Source organism: Vibrio sp. 10N.261.46.A3, assembly GCF_041472995.1.
Taxonomy (GTDB): domain Bacteria; phylum Pseudomonadota; class Gammaproteobacteria; order Enterobacterales; family Vibrionaceae; genus Vibrio; species Vibrio coralliirubri.
Window position 1 is genome coordinate 60,978 of sequence record NZ_JBFRRH010000009.1, and the last position, 26,193, is coordinate 87,170.

Consider the following 26,193-nt stretch of genomic DNA (forward strand, 5'->3'; position numbering starts at 1 on the left):
CGAACCAGAGCAGATTAGAGCTTAGGTGCGGGATATCAGCTTATTCTTTTTACACTGCTTAAACTCTTTGGCGATCCACGATTGTTCGTTTAACCCATTGTCGATTAGAGCAAAAAGGTAGCCATCGACTTTGCTTGAAGCCGCAAGGTACTCCTGAAACGCGTGCTTAGGGTAGCCGGGGTAATCTGTCTCGTATTGAGCGTCTAACTGCTTACCGAGTTGACGCCATTTTACGAATAACTCAGAAGAAGATGTCTCAACCTTATATTGGCCCAAAATGCGTTGGTGATGAGTTAACGCCACTTTAGCGCAGTGGTTGGTCTGTACGACTTTTTGTATCAACTCAACTTGTTCTTCACTCATGGTTTTCGCCAGTACATTCTCTTGTTCGATACGCGCCATTCGCTCACCAAACGTTTCAGCATGGATGGGAAACACAAAAGTAAGCGGTAAAGCCAATACCAAAAGACGCTTGTAGAACATAACCAAACTCGTTAAAAGGATTCGCGGCTATTATGCCGCCCGCCGCCAATATTATTAATGAATATAAACGCTTAATTGTAAGAATTATTTTTTTCGAGTAGATAAACAGATGGCTTTGCAGTTGTGTCATTCAGGCTCTGAATGTTGGGTTGTTTTACGAAGCGACACCGATAACCCAATATCTGACCGTTGTGATCATAAATGTTGGATATCAATCGAGTGGTAGGAAAAACCGATCGCTTTAGCGGCGTTCAACAAAGCGTGTTGAGTCTTGAATACTCTAGGTTGCATTTTTCTGTCGGATTCAAGAAAGCTGTTTACTCCCCACTTATGACTTTTCACCATTAAGTAATAACCATTGGCGCCGGGCGATACAACACCAATTGCTGCTTTCAGATCGCCACGACTGAAATGCTTTTTGAACTCACGTAATACCATATCAACATCCTTATTCGATGATAAAAAAAGGGAGCGCATTGCTCCCTAGTTAGTGCTTTTCTTAATCTTTATAAGAATGCGCGGTATGGCAGTTCTGGGTCATTTGTGAAGATGTCTGCAAAGCCACGGAAGTGCTGGTAGTGCATGCGGCCTTTATCTGTTGGGTATGTGTATTTACCACCAACTTGCCAGAAGAAAGGTGCGAAGCCGTATTGAAGACGTTCTTTCTTCATGTTCCACAGCATTTCGATTTCACGCGGGTCATTTTGGAAGTTAGCCCAAATGTCGTGGTGGAACGGAACAACCACTTCACAGTTCAAAGACTCAGCAGCACGAAGAATGTCTGAAGATGTCATTTTGTCTGTTACGCCACGTGGGTTCTCACCGTAAGAAAGCAGTGCAACGTCGATCTTGTGGTCATTACCGTGTTTAGCGTAGTAGTTTGAGTAGTGAGAATCACCCGAGTGGTAAACTGAACCGCCTGTTGTTTCTACTAGGTAGTTCACTGCACGGTCGTCCATTCCGTCTAGAATTTCTTTGTCTAGGGAAGATGTACCTTCAGGAAGTGTGACTAGAGCTGTACGGTCGAATGCGTCAAGAACCTTGATGTTGACGTCTTTGATCTTAATTTCGTCGCCAACTTTCGCGATAACACAACGATCTTCTGGTACACCCCATTTCATCCATAGATCAACACATGCTTTAGGACCGATGAATTTAACGTGCTCACCACAGTTTTGAAGAACCGCTGCTGCAACGTTGATGTCAATATGGTCGCCGTGATCGTGAGATGCCATCACTGCATCGATCTCTTTGATAGCGAAAGGGTCCAATGGGAAGATTGCAGTACGTAGGTTTGGTTGAAGTGCTTCTACACCACCCATACGCATCATTTGGTGCTGGTTTTTCATTTTTTGAACAGCTTGTGTTTTTTTACCAGTACCACACCAGAAGTCCATTGATAGGTTTGCACCCTCTTCTGATTTTAGCCAAATACCTGTACAGCCAAGCCACCACATAGAAAATGTACCTGGTTGAACAACAGTTTGCTCTATCTCTTCATTTAACCATGTGCCCCACTCAGGGAATGTATTTAGGATCCAAGACTCGCGAGTGATTTCGTTTACATTGCTCATGATAATACCTTTATTTCAACAATTTGATTAATTTTGGATGTAGGGAGCCGAGCGCCTTAATTTGGATTAAGGCACTGAGCTAAATTTATTATTATTGGTGGGCTAGTTAGCCCTGCGATTTAAACTAGGATGACTTGCGTCCCTTGAGCTTCAATCAGTTTTACGACTTCGGGATTGGCGTCTTTACCGGTGATGACTATGTCTATCTGCTTGGTGCTGCAAAAGAGCATTCCGGTACGTTGTCCAACTTTTGAACTATCGACCACGACGACAAGCTTATCGACCTGTTCGAGCATTTGTTGTTCGGCTACGGCCGTTAACATGTCGGCTTTGTACAGCCCGGCATCCGTTAAGCCTTTACCTGAAGTGAACATCCAATTTCCCGCATAACCGCCTAATGAATTAGGGGCAGGGTTTAGAAAGATGTTCTGCGCTTTGTTGTATTGACCACCAATGATGATGACATCGTCATGATCTTCGTTGATCAAGTAGCTTGCGAGTGGAAAGTAGTTCGTTACGATTTGAACGTCATCGCCACATAATTGCTGACCGAGTAGGAAAGCCGTCGAACCACAGTTGATCACGACTGTATCGCCAGCCTGACAAAGTCCTGCAGCTGCTTGAGCAATCTCTGATTTCTCTTCATAGAACTCAGTGCTGTTGATATTCAGTGGTGACCACTTTCTCTTCTGAGTTTCTACTCGTTCCGCACCATTTCGAATTTTTCGAAGTCGGCCAACTTCATCTAACTTAGCGATATCGCGCCTAGCAGTAGCAGGAGAAACGCTAAATTTATCAATAATATGAGAGACGTTGATTGTCTGCATATCTTCTAACAGCGACAAGATGCCGTTATGTCTTTGTACTTCATTCATATTTATCACTCTTTTTGTCGTTGTGACAATTTAATGATTACTTTTGATTTGTTTTGATTCTAATAATCACCATCATGATTGTCAAACCACATCACTATAAAAACCAGACTTTAATCACAATGATTTATAAGCTGTTGATTTTATTGTGTTTGTTGTTTTTGCGTGTGATCTGAAGCTCAATTAGACACATTCTGAGTGTGGTTAATTGATATAAATCAAAGTAATCACAAGTGAGCATTGAATGATTACTTTTGATTGGTAAAGTCTAGTTCGTGAGCAAAACTAGAATCATCACATCCTATAAATCAATGAAATTAAAAATCAATCAGGGGTAAAGATATGGAATTCTTATACGATATTTTCTATATTTTTTACAGTCAGGTAATGACCAAAGCACCGTTGCTACTCGGTCTTGTTACTTGTCTCGGCTACATCCTTCTAAAACGTGACGCAACAACTGTTATCTCCGGCTCTATTAAAACCATCGTTGGTTTCATGATAGTGCAGGTAGGTGCAGGAACATTGGTAGCGGGTTTTAAACCGGTTATTGAAAAAATGAGTGAAATACATGGATTAACGGGTTCGGTAATTGACCCGTACACCTCCATGATGTCCACCATGGAAACCATGGGCGACAATTACTCTTGGGTTGGGTATGCAGTATTACTGGCTCTTGGGCTAAACATTCTACTTGTTGCCTTCCGACGTATTACGGGTATCAGAACCATCATGCTGACTGGGCATATCATGTTCCAGCAAGCTGGCCTCATTGCTGTTTTCTACTTCGTGCTTGGTGCAGGTATGTGGGAAACCATTATTTATTCAGCAATATTGATGGCGTTGTACTGGGGTATCTCCTCAAACATCATGTTCAAGCCGACTCAAGAAGTGACTGGCGGTGCGGGTTTCTCAATTGGTCACCAGCAACAGTTTGCGTCATGGGTTGCGACCAAAGTTGCACCGAAACTTGGCGACAAGAATGACAGTGTTGACCACATCAAACTGCCTAAATGGCTACACATTTTCCACGACAGCATTGCAGCGACCACACTTGTAATGACTGCGTTCTTCGGCATCATCCTTCTTTCATTTGGTCTTGATAACCTTCAAGACATGGCAGGTAAAACGCACTGGTTCATCTACATTTTTGAAACTGGTTTGAAATTCGCTGTTGCCATTCAAGTCATCGTTACTGGTGTTCGTATGTTCGTTGCGGAACTGTCCGAGGCATTTAACGGTATTTCTCAACGCCTTATTCCTAACGCTGTTTTAGCAATCGATTGTGCGGCTATTTACGCCTACTCTCCGAACGCAATGGTATTTGGTTTCATGTGGGGCGCAGTGGGTCAATTCACCGCTGTTCTTGCAATGCTAGCGTTTGACGCTCCAATCATGATTATTCCTGGCTTTATCCCAATGTTCTTCTCGAACGCAACTATCGGTGTGTTTGCTAACCACTTTGGTGGTTGGAAAGCGGTGATGAAGATCTGTTTCGTGATGGGCATCATCGAAGTGGTTGGTTCGGCTTGGGCAATTCATATCTTTGCTCAATCTGGTACTGAGTTTAACGGCTGGATGGGTATGGCTGACTGGGCGCTTGTGTTCCCGCCAATCATGCAAGGTATCTCTAGCTCTAGCATGTTCTTCTTTGTGATTTTGGCTCTGGCTGGCGTTTACATGTTCTTCGCTTCTAAGCAACTACGAGCTGAAGAAGACGCAGAAGCTGCTGCTGAAACAATGACCGCAGTAACACCTGAAGGCATTGAGGTTGAAGTCGCGGTTCCACAACAATCGACAGCAAACGCTGAAGCACCATCTGCTTCAACAACGACAGCTTCTACAACATCAGAAACTCGAATCTCACCAGCCGCTGACCAAAAACCGGTTCGTGTCTTAGTGTGCTGTGGCTCAGGACAAGGTTCTTCAATGATGTGCTCTAAGAAAATCAAAGAGTACTTAGACAAGAAAGGCATCCCAAGCTCGACCTTTAACAGCGCCATCACCGATTACAAATCACACCTTGGTTCATTCGACATCATCGTTACTTCGGTTGCTCTTGCAGCGAAGATCACGGGCCTGCCGGAAGGTAAGCAACAGTTAGCGGTTAAGAACATGATTATGGTGAAAACTTTCGGCGACGAACTTGTTTCCATCATCGAGACCAACTTCCATAAATAATTAAAAACGGCTCAGTGGTGTCGCACTGCTGAGCCAATAAAAACAATTATATAAGTGAGCAATAACATGAACTTAAAAGAATCTCTTATCAAGAATAACTCTATCCTACTGAATGCAAAAGCAGCTGACTGGAAAGCGGCGATCAAGCTAGGTACTGACGCATTGGTGAAAGCGGGCGTGGCTGAAGAGCGTTACTACGACGCGATTACTAAAGCGATTGGTGAAGAAGGCCCATATATCTGTATCCACGATGCGTTCGCTCTGCCTCATTGCCGCCCTGAAGATGGTGTTATTCGCACCGGATTTGCATTAACTGTGCTTGAAACGCCAATCACTTTTGAAGGTGTTGATGAGCCTGTTGATGTGTTGATCACACTAGCGGGTAAGGATTCAGAAGAGCACATCGAGGGGACGATGCAAGTCGCGAACTTGATTGAATTTGACGAAGACTTCTCAAAACTTCGTGCATGTAAAAGCCCAGAAGAAGTCGCGCGTTTAATTGATGCTGCTTTGTTGCAAGCGGAAGCGGCTTAAGGAGTCGATATGTCTAAATATAGCCAATTGAAACAACGTGTCTTAGAAGCGAATTTGCAGCTTCCTAAATACGGTTTGGTGACATTCACTTGGGGTAATGTCTCTGAGTTTGACCGTGTTAACGGAGTGATAGCGATTAAACCATCAGGTGTCGAATACAGTGATATGACGGCTGAAGACATGGTGGTCGTCGATCTAGAAGGCAACATTGTTGAAGGGAAACTCAATCCTTCAAGTGATACTGCTACACACTTAGAGCTTTATAAAGCATTCCCTGAAGTGAGTGGCATTGTTCATACGCATTCACGCAGTGCCACAATTTGGGCACAAGCCGGTATCGACATCCCAGCCTTAGGCACCACTCACGCTGATTATTTCTACGGTGACATCCCATGTACACGTCGATTGTCTCACTCTGAGATTTCTGAAGAGTACGAGAAAAACACTGGCTTGGTGATCATTGAAGAGTTCAAGCAACGTCGAATCGATCCAATGGCCGTTCCAAGTGTGATTGTTGCAGGACATGCGCCGTTCTCTTGGGGCAAAGATGCCAACGACGCCGTTCATAACGCGGTGGTATTAGAAGAAGTTTCGGCGATGGCGTTAGCAACGCGCACATTGAATAGCGGCATCAAAATTCAACCAGAACTATCCGACAAACACTACTTACGTAAGCATGGTGAAAATGCTTATTACGGCCAACAGTAGATCGGCTTTCGTTTAAGTAAGTCGTTTCTATTCGAAGTAGCTTCAATATTGATTAGGCCCGACTTCAGGGAATAAGTGAGAGGACTCTATGTATAAAGTGCTGGCGTTAGATCTCGATGGAACCGTGTTAAAGGATGATCACACGATTCATCCAGAAGTAAAAAAGGCGATTCAAGAAGCCAAACAAAGTTGTCACGTCGTGATTGTTACTGGCCGACACCACACAGCAGCACGACCTTACTATTACGAATTGGGGCTAGATACTCCAATCATCTGCTGTAACGGTACTTATGTTTATGACTATCAAACTGAAACGGTATTGACTCAAAACGCCATAGAGAAAGATAAGGCACTTACTTTCATTGATATGGCTGACGAGTTTCAGCTCAAGATGGTGATGTATATAACTCATGCCATGACGTACTCACAGTACAACCCATTTGCCTACATGTTGGCATTGGAAAGCTGGGCTGAAACGGCACCAGAGCAACATCGCCCTCAAATCTACCAAGTGGAATCATTCATAGAAACAGCTCAACAAGCTGAACACGTTTGGAAGTTTGTGGTGGAGGGGAGTCAAGATTCCGTCGACCGTTTAATGCAGCACCCATGGATTGAAGAGAACTTCAACGGTGAGCGTTCTTGGTCAAACCGAATCGACTTTGCAGCGCAAGGCAACAGCAAGGGCCTACGCCTTGCTGAATATGTATCAGAACTTGGTTACCAACCGACGGACGTGATTGCCGTCGGCGATAACCATAACGATATTTCCATGCTTAAGTACGCCGGATTCGGTGTAGCGATGCTCAATGCTGATGACATCGTCAAGTCACACATTCAATGCGTGTGCTCAACAGATAACAACCATGATGGCTTAGCCCGTCTAATACGTGAACAAATTAAAGGATAACAACATGACTAAACCAATGATTCAGATCGCCCTAGACCAAACAAACCTTCCTGCTGCAATTGAAGTGGCAAACAACGTTGAAAGCTTTGTTGATGTGATTGAAGTGGGCACTATTTTGGCTTTTGCAGAAGGTATGACGGCGGTTTCTACGCTGCGTAAGAACCACCCAGACCATATCCTTGTGTGCGATATGAAAACCACCGATGGCGGCGCAATTTTGGCTCGAATGGCATTTGAAGCGGGTGCTGATTGGATTACCGTTTCTGCAGCCGCACACATTGCGACTATTGGAGCATGTAAGAAAGTTGCTGATGAATTTAATGGTGAAATCCAAATCGAAATCTACGGTAACTGGACCATGGACGATGCTCAATCTTGGGTCGACTTAGGCATTTCACAAGCGATTTACCACCGTTCTCGTGACGCTGAATTAGCTGGTGTGGGTTGGACGGAAGAAGATCTAGTGAAAATGCGTGCATTGTCTGAAATGGGCATCGAGCTTTCTATCACAGGTGGCATCGTGCCGGAAGACCTTTACCTATTTGAAGGCATTAAAGCGAAAACCTTTATCGCGGGCCGAGCACTTGCGGGTGACAAAGGTAAAGAGACAGCAGAAGCGCTAAAAGCGCAGATCGACCGTTACTGGAACTAGGAGGCGCTATGTATCAAAATTTGTTACGCCACCGTGTAGGGCTTTATGAGAAGGCTCTACCTAACGAACTCAGTTGGGAAGATAAACTTAAGCAAACCAAAGAACTCGGCTTTGATTTTCTTGAGATATCGGTAGACGAATCAGATGAGCGTCGTAGCCGACTGGATTGGAATGACGAGGAAGTGTATGCCTTGCGCCGCCTTTGTGAAAAGTATGGTATCCCGCTGCAGTCCATGTGTTTGAGCGCGCATCGCAAGTTCCCATTTGGATCTGCTGATCCGGCGATTCGTGAACAAGCTGTCATCCATATGGAGAAAGCGATATCACTCGCTTATAAATTGGGTATTCGTACCATCCAACTCGCTGGATATGACGTCTACTATGAGCCAGCCGATAAAGTGACTCACCAGAGGTTCATTGAAGGCATGAAGCTTTCGGCGCAGTTGGCGGAAAGGTCGGGCGTTATGCTTGCTGTCGAGATCATGGATACCGATTACTTGAACTCTTTGAGCAAGTTTGAAGTACTGAGTCGTGAAGTCAATTCACCGTATTTTACGGCGTATCCAGATGTAGGCAATATCTCTGGCTGGAATTACGACATAGTGACGGAACTGAAGTTGAGCAAGCCTCATATCACTCAGATCCACCTCAAAGACACTTATAAAGTGACTGACAAATACAAAGGTCAATTCCGAGACCTAGTAATTGGTGATGGTGAAGTTGACTTCAACGCTATTTTTGAAACGTTGAAAGAGACTGAGTGCGTCGTACCTCTCGTGATCGAGATGTGGGCTCAAGATGAACGTTGGAAAGAGAACATTCTCACGGCACAAAAACGACTGAATGATGTTTGTGTGCAAACGGGTGTTCCGAGATTGTTTGACCACTAACTCTACCTAGAATGATTAATCCGTTTCTCTTTGCGTTCTCGATGCTCCTAACGAAAAGAGAAAATGCAGCATATTGCCCCCAATATGCTGCATTTTTATATCAACATGTCGCTCTAAACTTTTGAAGCTGAGGTTATGTCAATTTCGAAGTTGTGGCTGTTCTTAAACAGCGATCGTCACATGATCACGACCCACTTCAGCCATTTGAATCAGGTAGTCCGTGTGGTACTTCTTCTTGATGACGATTTGGCTACCGATTTCAGCAACAATCTTTACCACTTCTAACGCATCAGAAGGATGTAATGAAGAGTCTTTTGAAATTTCGATATTAACGCCTAAATTTGCCAATTTGATGATGTCGCTAGAATGCATGATGATGTCCAAGATGTTTGATTTTCGTGGACTATACCATCTTCAATTTATGCAACTCTACTTGGTTTGAGCAAAAATGGGTGAGATGTACACAAAATTTGATTGCAATAGTAAAACAACGGCTTTTATTGCATCACTTAGTTTAATTGTCGGATTGTTGAATAAGATCATATTAAGGCGATCATGAATAGGTTTTATATATGGTGATTAGTAGTATGAGTCTCAAAACAATATGAGAGATTGACGATGCCAAAGTTAGATAAATATAAAGGAATTATTTTTGATCTCGATGGGACTCTGGTCAATTCTATGGTGGCACATGCTCATGCATGGCAGCAAACTTGTGAGAAGTTCGGCATTCCCTTCGACAAAGAATGGTTAGATCAACTTGGTGGGATGCCATCGCGAAAAGTGACTCAAGAAATCCTTAAGCGTTACGGCTTAACTCTTGATGCTCAACAAATTACTTCGGACAAAATCGCCAACTTTGAAGCCATTGAGCACAAAGGTGATGTTATCCCAGAGACATACGCACTTTTACAGCAACAGTATCAGTTGAAAAAGATAGGCATAGGGACTGGGGCTCAGGCCAAGCATGCAAGAGCGATTCTAAAGACGACCGATATCCTATCAATGATACGTACCCTTGTGACTTCCGATGACGTAGAAAATCACAAACCTAACCCAGATACTTTTCTGAAAGTCGCTAACCAGTTAGAGCTTGCTCCGACGGATTGTGTGGTCTTTGAAGATACGATTATTGGGCAATACGCTGCAACGGCTGCAGGAATGGATTGTTACATGGTCGAGGATGGGCGCATAACCAAGTTTGTTCCAGCGAGCTAAACAGAATTTAACGATACAAGAATAACTAGGAAACAAATGACAAAATATCTTATCGCACCTTCGATTCTTTCTGCTGATTTGGCGCGTCTTGGTGAGGACGTAGAATGTGTTCTTGCTGCAGGGGCTGATGTTATTCATTTCGATGTTATGGATAACCACTATGTGCCTAACCTGACTTTTGGTGCGCCAGTATTAAAAGCACTACGAGATTATGGAATCACAGCGCCGATCGATGTGCATTTAATGGCGAAGCCTGTTGATCAGCTAGTCCCTCAATTTGCTGAGGCGGGTGCGACAATGATTACGTTTCATGTAGAAGCCTCTGAGCATATTGACCGTACTTTACAGTTAATCAAAGAGCACGGTTGCCAAGCCGGAGTAGTATTAAACCCTGCAACGCCATTGAGTCATCTTGATTACATTATGGATAAGGTCGATCTGATATTAGTGATGTCGGTGAACCCTGGTTTTGGTGGGCAATCTTTCATCCCAGTTACGCTTGATAAGCTACGTTCAATCAAGGCTCGCATTAATGAATCTGGGCGTGATATTCGCTTAGAAGTCGATGGTGGTGTGAAAGTTAACAACATAAAAGAGATTGCTGAAGCAGGTGCCGATATGTTTGTTGCGGGCTCTGCTATTTTTGATAGTGAAGATTACCAGCAAGCTATAGATTCAATGCGAGCTGAATTGGCTCAATTGAATTAGGTTATGTATCGACTGCTGTATAAAGGCTCGAATTATTCTGTAGATCAGGCTTCGAGCTTTTTTGCATCTAATGACAAGGGATTAAATGGAAATATCTATAGAAGGAAAGTAGGGCTTTATCGTGATCTTTCGTTGGTCTGCACTTGAATTGTTGTGTAATAAAACTACAGTTATTATTGACTCTGGTCACATAATGGCGCAAAATTGACCTCAGATCACATAACGATGAGAACACAGTATGAACGCTACAGTAATCACAAATGAAAACAATGTATCACTAGCAAAACCTTCATTAATGAATGAAGTTCTATTTTTTGCTAAGTCTACCGTTATCATGGGTGCAATTATCCTACTTGTTGCTTCTGCTTGGGTTTAATTTTTTAATAACCCGTGTTAAGTGTGATCAGTGGTGGTGATTAGCCACTCACTGATTCAAACTAACGCCAGAAGCATCAAATTAATTTCCTTATCATTATTTCTCCCACTCATCTTTACTCTACCTTCTAGGTCAGTCACGCCAAATTTTTAGTCATTGAATTACTTACTTAATAAAGTGACTTATCTAAACCAACGGTTTAAACACGATGTTTTAGACTAGACCAGTACAAAAATATCATTAATACATACGCTAATCCGGGCGCAATATAACTCGTGCTCAGCGAAAGCTCATCAATCAAACTCGCTTGTACGAATGGTAAAACAACACCTCCAATTGAACACATAATTAGAATTGCTGCTCCTTGTGAGTTTTGCTTACCTGATGCATGTAGCGCTTGTGCGTAAATGATGGGGTAGAGCGTAGAATTACATAGCCCCACGACAAGCATAAAATAACCGACCCAGACATGATTTTGATAGATCGCTATGGCACTAATCAAAGCGGCAACCACGCAAGACAGTGAGAAGAGAGCGTGTTTGTTAATTGTATTTCCGAATTTGGCGAACAGCAGCCTTCCCACAAACATGAATACCCAATAAAGCGCGATAATTTGTGTTGCGGATACTAACCCAAGGTCGCCATATTGCTGGTCAGCAAGGTAAGTAATAGTAAACGTGCCAAAACTGACTTCCACACCGATATACAGCAGCAGTACCAACGCTAACTTCATGAACTGCCGATTTTTAACAAGAAGAGTTAGTCCTCGCCAAAATCCAGTCATTTGTTTCGGTTTGATATCTGGGAGAGATATTTTGCTAAAAAATACCAGCAATCCGAAAAAGAACAGGGCGATGAGCAAGAACAGAAACGAAACTTGATCAGCGGTTTTGTCGACGTTAAAGCTTGCTGCCACAAGAATGACAGCGGTAAGCACCAGCGGGCCAAGCACAGTGCCGACAGAGTTCGATGCTGTCGCCACACTTTGACGTATAACGCTCTTATCAGGTGTCGAGAGTAGTGATACGTAAGGTGAACTCACAACTTGAATGGCCGATACTCCTGAAGCCATCAACAAGATACCAAGCAGGGTTGCAACCAGTTGTTCTCCTCGGACCAAATATGCCATGGCTAGGCAGCCGAAAAGGCACCACATCAAGCAGAATTTCAATGTACTTCTATAACCCACTTTCGCCATCACAAATGACGTTGGAAGCGACACTGTTATTCGCGTTATAAAAAAGGCCATGGGGAAGAGCATCGCCATTTTATAATCGAGAGAGAAAGCTTCTTTGTAATAGGGAATTAGGGAATTACTTGAAACGGTAATGAGGCCCCAAATAAAAAATATCAGAGACAGTAAGACCAGTGGGGCATCTTTTAACGGGAATACTCTCATAGTGATTCCTTATCAATAGCGATAAAAAAAGCAGAAGATGATCTTCTGCTTTTCGATTGAGACTTTACGGTGTATTGCCTATTGAGCCGTTAATCACGTACAAAATTGATGTGATGAACATGAATGTTGTATTTTTCAATAATCACTTTGGTCGCATGCATACTTTTGATTCGTTGCTCAGAATCCAAAGCGGCAGCCATTGCTGACTCGTTCTCGTAACTGTGTTGCATCATAAGCAGCAGATTCTTATGGCTTTCAGCTTCAATCGCTTCTGGCTTATTTAGCGTTAACCCTTGGTTATTCGGAAATGTGCGAATAATAGGCGCGACTTCGTTTTCCATGTATTGGTAGAAGTCTTGTTTTTGTTCTTCAGTTAAATCAGCTTCAAAAAAAGCGGTGCGAAAAATAGTCATGGTCGTTTCCTTATAGTTCAAAGCCAGATTGGTTTGCGATAGATTTCAATGTTGCTTTCGCTTGTTTGATATCTTCCAACCAGTCGTCATTTTGAGCCCACATTTCAATCACTAATGGTGCGCTGTAGTCAATTTCAGCGAGTGTTTTGAAAATAGCAGGGAAGTCGACTTGGCCTTCACCAATAACCAGATCTCGGAACTGACCTTTACAGGTTTCTGAAACTCGTAGTGTGTCTTTAAGATGGACTTGCACTAGGTGGTCACGGCTCAGTTTTAACTCGGTACACACATCGTAGTTCCAACCTGAGATGTTACCCACATCTGGGTAAGCCATGAAGTAAGGCGATGGGATCTCACGCTTTAACACTTCAAACTTGCTCAGTGAGTTCAGGTAAGGTGTATCCATAATCTCAACACCTAGCATGATGCCTGCGCGCTCTGCCATTTTGGTAGCTTGCTGCATACCTTCAATGAAGCGAGCGTGAGTTTCAGCTGATTGTGGCTCGTAGTAAACGTCATAGCCTGCCATTTGAATACAGCGAATGCCAAGCTTGTACGCTAACGAAATCGCTTTTTCCATGATGATCAGAGATTCAGTGCGAATAGCGTCATCCACTGAGCCAAACGGAAACTTACGGTGTGCACTCAAACACATCGATTGGAAAGGCATTTGATGCTTTTCACACAGACGGCGAAGTTCATAAATCTCTTCGTCTGACCAATCTAAACGAGCGCGTCGCTCGTCGGTCTCATCGACTGAAATTTCTACAAAGTCAAAGCCCGCTTCTTTCGCGTGAATCAAGCGCTCTTCCCATGTTAGGGAGGTTGGCATCGCTTTTTCGTAAATACCTAATCTGAATTTGTTTTTAGAATCAAACATTCTTTTTCCTTAAAAGAGTTGTTGTTCTATACGCGTTGTTATGTCTTGAATTCTGCTAGCGATCTCTTCGTAGCCAAGTGCTTTCATTTTTGGCGTAAGCGAAGAAACGCTAACCGCGTATACAGGAGATTTGTTCTTGTCAAAAATAGGGACAGCAACACAAGAAATACCCGCCTCGTTCTCTTCATCATCCAGCGCATAGCCACGCGCTTTGATTTTATCGAGAACATCAAAAAACTGAGACTTATCGAGAATCGTGTTTTCAGTTAACGGTTTCATGGTGCTGACATTGCGTTGCCAGTAGGTCTCTCGAACGCTCTCTGAGCTGAATGCGAGGTAGCATTTGCCTGCCGCAGAGCAATACATTGGAGAATGTAACCCTACGTAAGTTCGAGTTCTAAAGGCTGAATTAGCGGGTTCAAACTTATCTTTAAAAATGATGTTGTCAGCATCAAAAGAGAGAAAGTTAACTGTTTCATTCACATCGTCGAGCAGTTCAGATAGATATGGCTTAACTGTGCCTGTGACATCAGAGTTGATAGCAGCATGTCCTAGCTGAACCAACTTCATTGTTAAGCGATATTCTTTACCTGAACACATTTGAGCAACATAACCAGAGGCTTCAAACGTTGCTAAAATGCGGTGGACAGAAGACTTATTGAAGCCTGTCCCTTCAGACACTTTTTGTAGCGAAACGCCATTCGGGTAATTCCCAAGGAATTCCAATACGGTCAGTGCTTTAGACAACGATTTAATTTGCTCACTCATATATGTGCTACCAGTGTTTACCTATTTCAGTATGGAAGTTTTCTGCGATGTCACGGCCATTGCTACCGGCTAATGCACGACCAGCAATAAATGACTTTGCAGACAGATTCTTAAACAAATGCAGATCGTCTGGCACAATACCACCAGTTATGGATAGTTCAATTCCAATATCCGATAATTTCTGCATTTTTATCAAATCTTCTTCGGTCCAGCTCACACCTGCGAGTTCAGCGTCACGAGAACGGTGATAAATTGCTTGCTTTATACCCATATCGACCCATGCTCTTGCGTCGTCTAGAGTCCAGTGTCCATAGAGCTCGATTTGTACTTCGCCACTAAATTCGTCAGTCACTTTTTTGGCCGAACGTATTGTTTCGATATGAGCCGCTGCACTGACGGTTACCCAGTTAGCACCAGCTTCCATTGCTAGACGCGTTAAAATAGCGCTGGCATCAGTGATTTTCATATCACACACAATGATGTGGCTTGGGTATTTTTCTCGTAGGATTCTTACGCTATCTACGCCGTGGGCGAAGGCTAAAATCGTCCCGATTTCAATCACATCTAACTTATCTGCAACATGCTCTATCGAGGCTAATGCAGTGTCGATATCAGTGGCATCAAGTGCCATTTGTAATAAGGGCTTAGGCATCCATCTCATCCTCAAATTGTTTAAACAACTGCACCAGTCTTTGATAGTGCTTATATTTTGTTTGGTATAGGTCGTAGTATTCAGGGTTTGGTTCGACACGTGATGCAGAATTGGTAATGGCTTGCGTGCATTCTGCTAGTGATGCGAATTCGCCTGCGCCCACCATTGCCATCATGGCTGCGCCTAATGAGCCAGTTTCATCAACGTCTGATATCTCAACCGTCATACCGGTTAGGTCAGCCAGCATTTGCATCCATACAGGGCTAGACGCAGGGCCTCCTGTCACTTTCAATACGTTAGCTTTCGGAAAACGCTGACGCATACGTTCTAGGTGAATGTTGTGACAGAATAAAATGCCTTCCCAAATTGCTTGAATCAGGTGACCTTTTGTATGGTGCGATTGCAGCCCATAGAAGCCTGATTTCAAACCGAGACCTTGGTTAGAACCGTAAAGAAATGGCACGAAATAGAGACTGCTTGATGCCGTGGCTAATGCTTCAACTAATGCTTGGTTTTGCTGGTGGTCGAGTTGACCATTATCACCAAGGTAGTCAGCAAACCATTCGTAATTGCCCGCAGAAGTAGGGCTCGCTTCATGAATGATGTATTCACCATCGACAGCGTAATGGCCATAGACAAAGTTGTGCGCTTCTTGAGTCACTTGCTTTGAGATACCAGAGGTGACCGCCCAAGTACCCATTACGTAGTTCAGAGTGTCTTCAGAAGAGTTGATTCCAGAACAGATTGCGGTTGATACCACATCAAACAACCCACCAAATACAGGTGTTCCAAGTGCAAGGCCTGTCTCTGTTGCGACTGCCTCGGTGATTTTCCCTGCTTGTTGCTGAGGTTTAACAACTGGAGGGAGCGCATCCCATATCTCTTCAATATCAAATGTTTTTAGAAGTGCTTTGTCATACTCACCAGTGATCGAGTTGAAAAAGTTACTCTCTGAAATATTGGTCAGTTCTGCTGCTACTTCGCCCGTTAAGCGATAGCGAAGGTAGTCGTGAGACATCATCACTGCACCAATATTGTTGTATCGGTCGGCATCGTTTTCTTTGATCCAACGAATAATCGATACAGGATGGCCTGTCCAAAGCGTTTGCAGTGTGGTTGGGTAAATCTTTTGTGCTTTACTCTGTTCTAGCCATTCTTTAACAATGGGTAATGAACGCGAGTCTGAAGACATAATGCCGTGACCAAGGTTTTGTCCTTTTTTATCTAGAAGGTAAACGCCTTTGCCTTGGGCTGAAATGCTTAAGCCTTTAATGTCTAATGGGTCGACTTTTGTGGCATTTAGAAGCTGTTTAACAACATCGACCGCGTTGCCCCATAAAGCATCAAGATCGCGTTCTACCCAACCTTGCTTCTCATTGATGACACTCGCCGATACACGAGCAAGGCCTTGTTGTTCACCTTTTGCGTTAAACAACGCGGCTTTCATAAAAGTGCCGCCAGAATCAATTCCAATGTAGTAATTCATTATTTGGCTTCCAAAAGGTCATTGTGAATTTTCACCACCAGTTTTCGTACTGGTTGGCTGTCATCATTTTCAATGTTGGTTATGTGCACTGTGTTTGGCGTGAACAAATAAAACTGATTGCGTTTTGCATGGATGAAATTGAGTTCTACTCCCGCGTATTCATAGAATTGAAGGTCACGCTCTTGGTTATAAGGTCCCGCGTCCGTATGAGTGCCAGTATCTAAAGACCAAGCCATTACTTCAGAACCTTCTAAGACGATCTGAAGATCTGAATGGTACTTATGTACCTCTGGTTTAAAGTTGCCCAGTGGTTCTTTGTTGTATTCCAATACAACAAACCATGCTTGTTTTGAATCAAAACCAGGAAGTTCGTGACGACCTAATGTGAGTTTTTCTTGGTCGATGCTGTTTAAGTACTCAAGCACGTTTTGAATAACGACAGGGTACGACTTGCTGGTCTGCGTAGGTTGAGTATTTCCGACTAACATAAAATTCTCGTCAAATATGAATGACTTAATAAAGCCAATGCTATAAGTTAATGGGCACTAAATAGGTCTTGTAAAAGCGTCGCTAACCCTGTCTTATCATCATTGTTTTTAGGCGTGATCAGGTTGGCTGAGCTTTTTACAGTGTCATCTGCGTTTTGCATTGCGATGCCAAGCCCTGCTGCTTTAAGCATCGAAATGTCATTGTGGTTATCACCAATCGCGACACACTGCTCTAGGCTGATACCGAGCGGCTCAATGTAGCAAGTCAATGCATTACCTTTGCTATTACCTGTTGCTGCGAAATCGACACGATCAATCCAAGATCGCTCGCCGTTGAAGCTCTCTTTAACGAAAGGAAGTTCGGCAAATGTGTCGACTTCACCTTCAACGACAAACTTCCACACATACTCTGAAATTTGTGCTTCATGTTGGAAGTCGTCGACCTTTTGAATGTTTGGTCGCTGGCTTTCTGGAAAGGTTTGAGACCATGTCAGTAACGCTTCCATGTATTCAATTGGACGAGCTCTTGAATAGAGCATTGCATCACGCACATACATCACCATCTTCAGATCATGAGCTTGAGATAGGGTGATAAACTCAGCAGCAATTTCTTTGTCGATGGCGTTTTCTTGAATGACCGTATCGTTCTGGTAATCAAAGATGTAAGTGCCGTTGCAACAAATTATTGGAGTCGATAAACCAAGCTGATCGTAATAAGGTTTTGCCGCGACATGATGACGCCCCGTAACGATAACGACATGAGTGTGCTGAGCGATCTGTTTGATCGTCTCGATTAACTCTTGGCTAATCGTGTGCTGTGAGTTGAGAACGGTACCATCGAGATCTAATGCCAATAACTTGTGCTTAGACGACTTATTCGTGAACAGCTTGTGCATACTGAAACCTTACTTCTGTCCGTAGTATGAGTTCTTACCGTGCTTACGGTTGTAGTGCTTGTCTAGTAGCTCTGGCTGAATGGCTACTTCTGGACTAATAGCACGAGTAGCGGTTGCCATGGCTGCAATCTCTTCCATTACGACAGCATTGTGCACTGCGTCAGAACCATCTTTGCCCCATGTGAATGGCGCATGGCCCGCTATGATCACGCCTGGCATTGCCTGTGGATCGATATCGCGTTGGTTGAACTCTTCGATAATCACTAAACCTGTGTTCTTCTCGTAATCTGACTCGATCTCAGCTTTTGTTAGTAGGCGAGTACAAGGTACATCACCGTAGAAGTAATCGGCGTGTGTCGTGCCGAGCGCCGGAATATCGCGGCCTGCTTGCGCCCAAATAGTGGCGTTACGAGAGTGTGTATGAACGATACCGCCAATGTTTGGGAAGGCTTTGTAAAGCTCAACGTGTGTGGCGGTGTCGCTTGAAGGGTTCAATTTACCTTCAATACGGTTGCCTTCTAAATCGAGAACAACGATGTCATCAGCCGTCATTACGTCGTATTCCACGCCTGATGGTTTGATTGCAATCACACCGCGCTCGCGATCGATTTCAGAAACATTGCCCCAAGTGAAAGTCACTAAGCCATATTTAGGAAGTTGTAAGTTTGCAGCGAACACGCGTTCTTTTAATTCTTGGTATGTATGTCGTTCTTGAGACATGGTATTTGCCCTTTTGATATTGAGGGAAATTACGAGTGGATTGCCTAGCTAAATTTCCTAGCCAAAAAGAGGACTAGGCAATCGCACTCAATCGCGTTACTTAGCGGCTAGCTTGATCTTGTTGATCATGACATCGCCATTTTTCTCGATGTAAGCGCTCCATACCGGCTGAATCGCTTGTTGGAAAGCTGCACCATCAACATCACGGTTTACTTGCATACCGTTCGCTTCTAGCTGAGCGATCATCTTGTCTTCTTTCTGGATGCTTAGCTCACGCTGCATTGCCACTGCTTCAGCTGAAACCTCTTCGATGATTTTTTGCTCTTCCTCAGTTAGCTTGTCGAACTTACGTAGGTTCATTGTTAGAACTAATGGTGAGTAGGCATGCTGAGTAAGGCTCAGGTACTTTTGTACTTCATCAAACTTGAAAGACAGCGTTACAGAAATTGGGTGGTCTTGAGAGTCAACAACGCCTGTTTCAAGTGCAGTATAAAGTTCAGATACTGGAAGTTGCTGCGGGTTAGCCCCTAGCTCATTGAACATATCATTCAGTGCTTTCGATCCATTAACACGCATTTGTAGGCCTTTGACATCTGAAGGTAGACGAATCGGCTTCTCGTTATTGGTCATGTTGCGGTAACCATTTTCTGGGAACCCAAGACCTTTAAGGCCGAACTTCTCGAAGTTCGCTAACACTTCTTTACCCGGTTCGCCGTCTAGAACTTTGTATGCAGTTTGACGATCTGGAAACATGAATGGCAGAGTGAATGCTGCTGATTCAGGCATTAAACCGTTGTAGTTGTTTAGGCCAACCATCGCTAAGTCAACGATGCCAGCGCGTGAGCCATCGATCATCTGCTTATCACTGCCCAATTGACCTTGTGGGTAGACATTTACTTTGATTTCGCCGTTTGAACGAGCTTCTACTTCTTTTTTAAAGAACAAAGATAGGTCTTGTTGCAGATCCGACTCTGGTGCGGCGTGAGCCAGTTTTAGAGTTGTAGCAGCAAGAACGTTAGAGCTCATTGCGATAGTTGAAGCGAGTAGAGTAAGTTTTAGTAGGGTTTTCATTATTATTTCTCCGTCGAGGATTAACCAATGACAAACGACATTGGCACAGTGATAATGCTTGGGAAGATGACAAACAGTGTGAGCAGAGCCATGTACGCTGCGATGAAGGGTAATACACCTTTCACAGCGGTCGACATTGGGACTCTAGCTACACCACACACTACGTTCAGTACGGTGCCTACAGGAGGCGTAATCAGACCAATTGAACAGTTAATAACGAACAACAGTCCGAAGTACGTTGGGTCAATCCCAGCCATCTTGATGACAGGCATTAATAGAGGTACAAGAATCAGAATTGTTGGGCTTAAGTCCATAACCATGCCAACACACAGCACAAGCAACATAATTACTGCCATGAGTAGACGGGGGCTATCCACTAGTGGACCTAACATTTCTGCGAGTTGTTGAGGAAGTTGAGCAACAGTAATTAGCCAAGCTGCAACCATTGCACAGCCTACTAAGAACATTACCATTGCGGTCGAACGACCTGCGTTCAGTACGATGTGATAGAACTTCTTAATGGTGAGTTCTTTGTACACAAACGTAGAGATAAAGATTGCGTATGCCGCCGCAACGACTGCCGCTTCTGTTGGCGTGAAAATACCAAAGCGAATACCAACAATGATGATGACTGGTAGCATCAAAGCCCAAACACCATCTTTCAGTGCTGCGCGCTTTTCTGCTTTTGTCGCTTTTTCTGATGTCGCTAGATTTTCTTTACGAACCGTCCAACGCCAAACAAACATCAATGTCATACCCATCAGCAGGCCAGGAACAATGCCGCCTAGGAATAGGTTTTTAATTGAGATACCGCCAGCAACACCAACCAAAATCAGAGGGATTGAAGGTGGAATGACAGGTGCGATGATACCGCCGGATGCCAATAGACCCATTGAAGGTGCTTCTGGGTATTTCGCTGCTTTCATCATTGGGTAAAGAATACTTACCAAGGCTGCGGCATCTGCTACAGCGGAACCTGAAAGGCCAGCAAGTAATACCGAAGTCATGATTGCGACGTAACCTAAACCACCTTGACGATGCCCAACGTAAGTGGTCGCTAAGCGGACAATACGCTGTGACAAACCACCCGATGCCATTACTTCTCCTGCAATAAGGAAGAATGGGATGGCAAGCAAAGTAAAGCTGTCGACACCATTAATTAAAGACTGCGCAAGAATGTCTGCACTAAAGAAGTCCATATGAAGCATCAACGCCATTGAAGACAACAACAGTGCAAATGCGACAGGAAGACCAAGTAGGATTGAGACAATCAATACCGATAAGAAAATGGCTAACGTCATTATTCTTTCTCCTCTTCTAAGCTATCTAGCTGCCAGTCTGGTTTGAAGATTCGTACAAAGGCAATCACACCCATTAACGCGCCTGACACCACGCCAGCTAAGTAAAATAATGCTGAAGGAAGCCCTGTTAGTTGAGAAATATCTGACCAGTTGGACATCATTTGACGGTATGAACCGACGTAAAGCATGCCAACTGATATCAATACAATTACCCAACAAATTCGTCTTAGTACGGGTACTGCTTTAGGGAATAGTCGTTCAGAGAATTCCGAAACCGCGAGGTGCTCACCTCGGCGCAGCACAACGGCTGCACCGAGCATGACAATCCATACAAGACCAAGGCGAGATAGTTCTACAGAGGGACGAAGACCAGAAGAAAAGCCGTAGCGTAAAACTACGTTTGTAAATACGAGAATAATCATACAAGTCAGAATGACCGCCATGATGACATCGATACTTTTCCAAATACTCTTAAATACACTTTGCATAAAGCTTTCCCTACCTTTGGCAAATTACAGAGATGTAATCTGTTCCCAAATTCCATCATTGATTTCAATGCCGCCAGCTGCTTCGTGTTTCTTGATGAAGTTTTCAATTTCAGAACCAGCAATCATCACTGAGCCAGTTTCTGCAGGCTCTGATTCAAGTACGTAGTCACGAATGCGCTTCATCTCTTGTGCGTAAGTGCTTTGGTCCATTGTCTTGCTTAGGTCGATAGCGATAAGGAATTGAGATACACCAAACTCACCACCCATATCTTCAGTTAGTGCGGGTACTGAGTGGCCGCCAGTGATGGCAGTTAGCATCATGTCTAGCACGATTGCCATTGATGAACCTTTCCAAAAGCCCATTGGAAGTAGACGTTTATTTTCCCAAAGTACATGTGGGTCTTTGGTTAGTTCGCCGTTATCATCGAAGCCGCCGACGACAGGCAGTTCTTTGTCAGCAAGGACGAAATTTTGAAGTTGGCCGTAAGAGAATTGAGTCATTGAGCAATCAACAACAACGGGTGGATCGCCAGCTACTGCCATGATTAGAGGGTTTGAACCGACACGGTGATCTTTACCACCCCATGCTGGCATTACTGCGATTGAGTTTGTCGATGCAATCCCTGCGAAACCTTCACGAGCCATTTTTAATACATAAGCTCCGCCGCGCATCCAGTGGTTCGAATTACGCATACCGACCATGCCGATACCGTAGTCACGCGCTAATTCCATTGCACGTTCTGCACAGATAAGACCATTAAGAACGCCAGGTCCGTAGTTACAATCCCATTGCTCTAGTGCTCCCATGCTGTTAACACATTCTGGCTCGGCATTTAATTTGATTTGACCTTTATCTACTTGGTCAATGAACACCGGAAAACGGTTGATGCCATGTGAGTAAGTGCCTTCGTTTGCCATTTCAACAAAACCTGCTGCAAGCTTGCTTGCCATCTCTGGTTTCATGTCTCTAGCCAAAAGGATTCGTTCATATTCTTGTTGTAGTTTCTCTGTAGATACTAAAGGCATCAGTGCTCTCCGATAAGTTAAATTCCATAATGCGGAATCAATTATTGTTGTTATTCCGAAAATATTCTGTGAGCAAAGTTGCGAAATATTTCCTTATTAAGTTTTTCTCTAATAACTGTTAACTGGTTAAAAAGTGAAACAAAAAGATTCCATGATTCCGTAATGCGAAACAAAAAGCGTGTTCAGGATCTGGTTTCTAAGACTAAATCGAATGAAATTCGATAATTTCGGCGGAATAAACTTGTCAAATTATGGAATTCGAGCAAACAGTAACTTTACTGAATATAAAATAGTGGCGTTGAAATCTGAGCGAGGGGTCAAATTTGGAGAGGGAAATCCTTACAGTTGAGCAGTTTTCTATATAGTGGTTTTGTTGTTTTGGAATTATTTCTTGGTCGATATTCGTTAAGCATTGGAGCTTACTTCTATGAAAATTGTTATTGCACCAGACTCGTTTAAAGAATCTTTATCGGCTGTATCGGTGGCGGCGTGCATTGAAAAGGGCTTTCGTGAAATCTTCCCTGATGCTGAATACGTGACCTTGCCTTTAGCCGATGGCGGCGAAGGGACTGTGGATGTGTTACTGCAAGGATTAGCGGGGCAAAAGCGAACACATCAAGTCGAAGGGCCGTTGGGCGCATTAGTTAATGCTGAATGGGCGATGCTTGAGTCATCCGATAGCAACCCGAACAAAACTGCACTTGTTGAAATAGCTGCGGCATCAGGTTTGGATTTGTTAGCGCCAGAGCAGCGTGATCCATTGGTTGCTTCTTCATTCGGTACTGGGCAACTGATTTTGGAAGCGATAGAGCAGGGCGCTCAAACGATTATTCTTGGATTGGGTGGCAGTGCGACTAATGATGGTGGTGCGGGTATTGTTCAAGCGTTAGGCGGGACATTGTTAGATAATGCAGGGCAAGAGCTTAACCGAGGAGGCGCTGCACTAGCGGATTTAGCATCTATTGATCTTACTGGTTTAGATTCCCGCCGTGCTGATATCGAGTTAATTGTGGCGTGCGATGTCGATAATCCGCTGTGTGGTGATAACGGTGCCAGCCATATATTCGGCCCACAAAAAGGGGCGACACCGGAACAAGTCTTGATGCTTGATAAGGCGCTTGAGAACTTTGCTCTAGTTGCTGAATCTCAAGGTTGTGTTGGTGGTGATGACCCCGTTCGCAATCGCACTGGTTATGGCGCGGCTGGTGGTGCTCCAATGGGACTTGGTTTGTTGTTTAACATGCAGATTAAACCGGGTATCGAGATGGTGCTTGATGTTTTACAAGCCGATGAAGTATTGAAAGGCGCAGACCTTGTGATTACCGGCGAAGGTCAAATGGACAATCAAACTCTGCAAGGAAAAACGCCTTATGGGATTGCTAAACGTGCGAGCTTACAGGGCATTCCAACCATAGGGATTGCCGGATCTTTAGGCACCGAAGTAGAAGCACTTTACGGCGAAATGAGCAGCTTGTTCGGGACGGTAAGATCACCTCAAACCTTAGAAAAAGTACTACAAGAGGCTGATATCAACTTGACGAGAACGGCAAGAAATATTGCAGCGACTTTACGGTTAGGTCACAAAATATCGCAAAAATAGTGGGCATCTACAAGATGGGGTAAACCGATGTTTGGTTTGCTGTGTTTCGTAAGTTCATGATTATTATATTGTAAATATTCTTATCAATATGAAATGATTATGATTTAGATCATTAACTTGATAGGTTTTGTCCATGATAACGATAATTACAAACGATTATATTTTACTTTGATTCAAGCTTATTCTATATCCTTAGTTACTGCGTGGTTTTGTGTGATGAATAACTACCATACAGAAGTGGCGGTGCAACAAAGATGCTGCACCTAAAAGGTAATAAGGAATTGATGATGAGTAAAAAACTAACTACAGCTGCGGGTTGTCCTGTTGCTCATAACCAGAATGTTCAAACTGCGGGCAAACGTGGTCCTCAACTTCTTCAAGACGTTTGGTTCTTGGAGAAATTGGCCCATTTTGATCGTGAAGTGATTCCAGAGCGTCGTATGCACGCGAAAGGCTCAGGTGCTTACGGCACATTTACCGTTACACACGACATCACAAAATACACCAAGGCAAAACTGTTCTCTGAAGTCGGTAAAAAAACCGACTTGTTTGCCCGTTTCACAACAGTAGCCGGTGAGCGCGGTGCTGCCGATGCTGAGCGTGATATCCGTGGCTTTGCATTGAAGTTTTACACTGAAGAAGGCAACTGGGATATGGTGGGCAACAACACGCCAGTATTCTTCCTTCGTGATCCTCTTAAGTTCCCTGACTTAAACCATGCGGTGAAACGTGACCCACGCACCAACATGCGTAGCGCGAAAAACAACTGGGATTTCTGGACTTCTCTTCCGGAAGCTCTACACCAAATTACTATCGTAATGAGTGACCGTGGCATCCCTGCGACTTACCGTCACATGCACGGCTTTGGTAGCCACACGTTCAGCTTCATCAATGCTGATAACGAACGTTTCTGGGTTAAATTCCACTTCAAATCTCAGCAAGGTATTAAGAACCTTTCTGATGCAGAAGCGGCACAAGTGATCGGTGATGATCGCGAAAGCCATCAACGTGATTTGCTAGACAGCATCGATAACCAAGACTTCCCGAAATGGACGTTGAAAGTACAAGTGATGCCAGAAGCGGATGCAGCGAAGGTTCCATACAACCCGTTCGATTTGACTAAGATCTGGCCTCATGCAGATTACCCGTTGATCGAAGTGGGTGAATTCGAGCTAAACCGTAACCCACAAAACTTCTTCGCAGAAGTAGAGCAGTCAGCATTCAATCCGGCGAACGTGGTTCCAGGTATCAGCTTCTCGCCAGACAAGATGCTTCAAGGCCGTCTGTTTGCTTACGGTGATGCGCAACGTTACCGATTGGGTGTTAACCATCAGCACATCCCAGTGAACGCACCTCGTTGCCCAGTACACAGCTACCACCGTGATGGTGCGATGCGTGTTGATGGTAACTTCGGTGGCACACTAGGCTATGAGCCAAACAACGAAGGTCAGTGGGCAGAGCAGCCAGACTTCGCTGAACCAGCACTGAACCTAGATGGCGCAGCAGCACACTGGGATCACCGCGAAGATGAAGATTACTTCTCGCAACCGGGTGACTTGTTCCGCCTAATGACACCAGAGAAGCAGGCGATTCTGTTTGATAACACTGCTCGTAACCTAGGCGGCGTACCAAAAGAGATTCAATTGCGTCACCTAAGACACTGTTACAAAGCCGACCCTGCATACGGTGAAGGCATTGGTAAACTGCTTGAAATCGATGTGAGTGAATTTAAGTCGTAATCAATCATCTTGATTCGTTAATTGAAAGGCCGTTGAGTGAATCACTCGATGGCCTTTTTTGATCTCGCCGTTTATTAAGCAACCCTAAATTATTGAAAAATTTAATAATCCTCATTGATAGTTTTTACCTATCGAATTGATAAATCTATCCCATTATCTT

The 26,193-nt window shown here is 44.0% G+C and carries 29 protein-coding genes; 11 read left to right on the forward strand and 18 right to left on the reverse strand.

Annotated elements, in window-relative coordinates; all coding sequences use genetic code 11:
* Positions 1-21: 21 nt before the first annotated feature.
* The 4 genes from AB4484_RS03145 to ulaR form a co-directional block, all read right to left on the reverse strand.
* A complete protein-coding gene (locus tag AB4484_RS03145) occupies positions 22-483 on the reverse strand; it encodes a hypothetical protein (RefSeq protein ID WP_333912156.1) in 462 nt (153 codons plus the stop codon).
* Between the two features lie 195 nt (positions 484-678).
* Entirely contained in the window at positions 679-921 is a 243-nt protein-coding gene (locus AB4484_RS03150; protein WP_050647726.1) for a hypothetical protein, read from the reverse strand.
* 68 nt (positions 922-989) lie between these two features.
* Positions 990-2,057, reverse strand: a complete 1,068-nt coding sequence (gene ulaG, locus AB4484_RS03155; RefSeq protein WP_048609867.1) for an L-ascorbate 6-phosphate lactonase — start codon at positions 2,055-2,057, stop codon at positions 990-992.
* Between the two features lie 119 nt (positions 2,058-2,176).
* Positions 2,177-2,932 (reverse strand): HTH-type transcriptional regulator UlaR, encoded by a 756-nt coding sequence (gene ulaR / locus AB4484_RS03160; RefSeq protein ID WP_017064005.1) that lies wholly within the window; start codon positions 2,930-2,932, stop codon positions 2,177-2,179.
* A 339-nt stretch (positions 2,933-3,271) separates the two neighbouring features.
* Between ulaR and AB4484_RS03165 the strand changes: the two genes are divergently transcribed.
* From AB4484_RS03165 to AB4484_RS03190, 6 genes are all read left to right on the forward strand, one after another.
* Positions 3,272-5,110 (forward strand): PTS ascorbate-specific subunit IIBC, encoded by a 1,839-nt coding sequence (locus AB4484_RS03165; protein ID WP_372076387.1) that lies wholly within the window; start codon positions 3,272-3,274, stop codon positions 5,108-5,110.
* A gap of 66 nt (positions 5,111-5,176) precedes the next feature.
* Entirely contained in the window at positions 5,177-5,644 is a 468-nt protein-coding gene (locus tag AB4484_RS03170; RefSeq protein WP_017069724.1) for a PTS sugar transporter subunit IIA, read from the forward strand.
* A gap of 9 nt (positions 5,645-5,653) precedes the next feature.
* The gene (locus tag AB4484_RS03175) at positions 5,654-6,352 is read left to right on the forward strand and encodes an L-ribulose-5-phosphate 4-epimerase (protein ID WP_048609864.1); all 699 of its coding nucleotides are present in this window, start codon (positions 5,654-5,656) and stop codon (positions 6,350-6,352) included.
* 88 nt (positions 6,353-6,440) lie between these two features.
* Positions 6,441-7,262, forward strand: a complete 822-nt coding sequence (locus AB4484_RS03180) for a pyridoxal phosphatase (RefSeq protein ID WP_372076390.1) — start codon at positions 6,441-6,443, stop codon at positions 7,260-7,262.
* A gap of 4 nt (positions 7,263-7,266) precedes the next feature.
* Positions 7,267-7,914 carry a 3-keto-L-gulonate-6-phosphate decarboxylase UlaD gene (locus AB4484_RS03185; protein ID WP_009845897.1) on the forward strand — a complete coding sequence of 216 codons (648 nt, stop codon included), beginning with the start codon at positions 7,267-7,269 and terminating at the stop codon, positions 7,912-7,914.
* A gap of 8 nt (positions 7,915-7,922) precedes the next feature.
* Positions 7,923-8,804: an L-ribulose-5-phosphate 3-epimerase gene (locus AB4484_RS03190; protein ID WP_372076392.1), complete on the forward strand. Its 882-nt coding sequence runs from the start codon at positions 7,923-7,925 to the stop codon at positions 8,802-8,804.
* Between the two features lie 162 nt (positions 8,805-8,966).
* Here the strand turns inward: AB4484_RS03190 and AB4484_RS03195 are convergent, their stop codons facing one another.
* A complete protein-coding gene (locus tag AB4484_RS03195) occupies positions 8,967-9,176 on the reverse strand; it encodes a hypothetical protein (RefSeq protein ID WP_009845895.1) in 210 nt (69 codons plus the stop codon).
* Between the two features lie 246 nt (positions 9,177-9,422).
* Between AB4484_RS03195 and AB4484_RS03200 the strand changes: the two genes are divergently transcribed.
* The 3 genes from AB4484_RS03200 to AB4484_RS03210 all read left to right on the forward strand — a co-directional run bounded on the left by AB4484_RS03200 (position 9,423) and on the right by AB4484_RS03210 (position 11,106).
* On the forward strand, positions 9,423-10,022 hold the full coding sequence (locus tag AB4484_RS03200; protein WP_372076394.1) for an HAD family hydrolase: 600 nt from the start codon (positions 9,423-9,425) through the stop codon (positions 10,020-10,022).
* A 36-nt stretch (positions 10,023-10,058) separates the two neighbouring features.
* On the forward strand, positions 10,059-10,730 hold the full coding sequence (rpe, locus tag AB4484_RS03205; RefSeq protein WP_372076395.1) for a ribulose-phosphate 3-epimerase: 672 nt from the start codon (positions 10,059-10,061) through the stop codon (positions 10,728-10,730).
* Between the two features lie 238 nt (positions 10,731-10,968).
* Positions 10,969-11,106: a hypothetical protein gene (locus tag AB4484_RS03210; RefSeq protein ID WP_248402117.1), complete on the forward strand. Its 138-nt coding sequence runs from the start codon at positions 10,969-10,971 to the stop codon at positions 11,104-11,106.
* Positions 11,107-11,305: 199 nt separating this feature from the next.
* Here AB4484_RS03210 and AB4484_RS03215 read toward each other — a convergent pair whose 3' ends face one another.
* The 13 genes from AB4484_RS03215 to yiaK form a co-directional block, all read right to left on the reverse strand.
* Positions 11,306-12,505, reverse strand: coding sequence for an MFS transporter (locus AB4484_RS03215; protein WP_372076397.1), 1,200 nt, complete (start codon positions 12,503-12,505; stop codon positions 11,306-11,308).
* A gap of 89 nt (positions 12,506-12,594) precedes the next feature.
* Positions 12,595-12,918, reverse strand: a complete 324-nt coding sequence (locus tag AB4484_RS03220) for a hypothetical protein (RefSeq protein WP_009845890.1) — start codon at positions 12,916-12,918, stop codon at positions 12,595-12,597.
* A 10-nt stretch (positions 12,919-12,928) separates the two neighbouring features.
* Positions 12,929-13,798 (reverse strand): L-ribulose-5-phosphate 3-epimerase, encoded by an 870-nt coding sequence (locus AB4484_RS03225; protein WP_372076399.1) that lies wholly within the window; start codon positions 13,796-13,798, stop codon positions 12,929-12,931.
* A 9-nt stretch (positions 13,799-13,807) separates the two neighbouring features.
* Entirely contained in the window at positions 13,808-14,566 is a 759-nt protein-coding gene (locus AB4484_RS03230; RefSeq protein WP_048614519.1) for an IclR family transcriptional regulator, read from the reverse strand.
* A 7-nt stretch (positions 14,567-14,573) separates the two neighbouring features.
* Positions 14,574-15,218 carry a 3-keto-L-gulonate-6-phosphate decarboxylase UlaD gene (locus AB4484_RS03235; RefSeq protein WP_372076401.1) on the reverse strand — a complete coding sequence of 215 codons (645 nt, stop codon included), beginning with the start codon at positions 15,216-15,218 and terminating at the stop codon, positions 14,574-14,576.
* Positions 15,211-16,704, reverse strand: coding sequence for an FGGY-family carbohydrate kinase (locus tag AB4484_RS03240; RefSeq protein WP_372076403.1), 1,494 nt, complete (start codon positions 16,702-16,704; stop codon positions 15,211-15,213). Before AB4484_RS03240 ends, AB4484_RS03235 begins: the two co-directional genes overlap by 8 nt.
* Positions 16,704-17,192 carry a YhcH/YjgK/YiaL family protein gene (locus AB4484_RS03245; RefSeq protein WP_372076405.1) on the reverse strand — a complete coding sequence of 163 codons (489 nt, stop codon included), beginning with the start codon at positions 17,190-17,192 and terminating at the stop codon, positions 16,704-16,706. Before AB4484_RS03245 ends, AB4484_RS03240 begins: the two co-directional genes overlap by 1 nt.
* 47 nt (positions 17,193-17,239) lie before the next feature.
* Positions 17,240-18,088 carry a Cof-type HAD-IIB family hydrolase gene (locus AB4484_RS03250; protein WP_372076407.1) on the reverse strand — a complete coding sequence of 283 codons (849 nt, stop codon included), beginning with the start codon at positions 18,086-18,088 and terminating at the stop codon, positions 17,240-17,242.
* 9 nt (positions 18,089-18,097) lie between these two features.
* Positions 18,098-18,808, reverse strand: coding sequence for an L-ribulose-5-phosphate 4-epimerase (locus AB4484_RS03255; protein WP_372076409.1), 711 nt, complete (start codon positions 18,806-18,808; stop codon positions 18,098-18,100).
* Positions 18,809-18,904: 96 nt separating this feature from the next.
* Positions 18,905-19,879 (reverse strand): DctP family TRAP transporter solute-binding subunit, encoded by a 975-nt coding sequence (locus tag AB4484_RS03260; RefSeq protein WP_048614530.1) that lies wholly within the window; start codon positions 19,877-19,879, stop codon positions 18,905-18,907.
* Between the two features lie 20 nt (positions 19,880-19,899).
* Positions 19,900-21,180 (reverse strand): TRAP transporter large permease subunit, encoded by a 1,281-nt coding sequence (locus tag AB4484_RS03265; protein WP_017058865.1) that lies wholly within the window; start codon positions 21,178-21,180, stop codon positions 19,900-19,902.
* On the reverse strand, positions 21,180-21,668 hold the full coding sequence (locus AB4484_RS03270) for a TRAP transporter small permease (protein ID WP_017058864.1): 489 nt from the start codon (positions 21,666-21,668) through the stop codon (positions 21,180-21,182). The genes AB4484_RS03265 and AB4484_RS03270 overlap by 1 nt, the downstream gene beginning before the upstream one ends.
* Before the next feature lie 24 nt (positions 21,669-21,692).
* Positions 21,693-22,694, reverse strand: a complete 1,002-nt coding sequence (gene yiaK, locus AB4484_RS03275; protein ID WP_017058863.1) for a 3-dehydro-L-gulonate 2-dehydrogenase — start codon at positions 22,692-22,694, stop codon at positions 21,693-21,695.
* Between the two features lie 427 nt (positions 22,695-23,121).
* On the opposite strand from yiaK, the gene AB4484_RS03280 reads away from it, so the two are divergent.
* Both AB4484_RS03280 and AB4484_RS03285 read left to right on the forward strand, forming a co-directional pair.
* Positions 23,122-24,294 (forward strand): glycerate kinase, encoded by a 1,173-nt coding sequence (locus AB4484_RS03280; RefSeq protein WP_372076411.1) that lies wholly within the window; start codon positions 23,122-23,124, stop codon positions 24,292-24,294.
* 287 nt (positions 24,295-24,581) lie between these two features.
* Complete coding sequence (locus tag AB4484_RS03285; protein ID WP_048609850.1) at positions 24,582-26,033, forward strand: catalase; 1,452 nt, start codon at positions 24,582-24,584, stop codon at positions 26,031-26,033.
* The last annotated feature ends 160 nt before the right edge of the window (positions 26,034-26,193 follow it).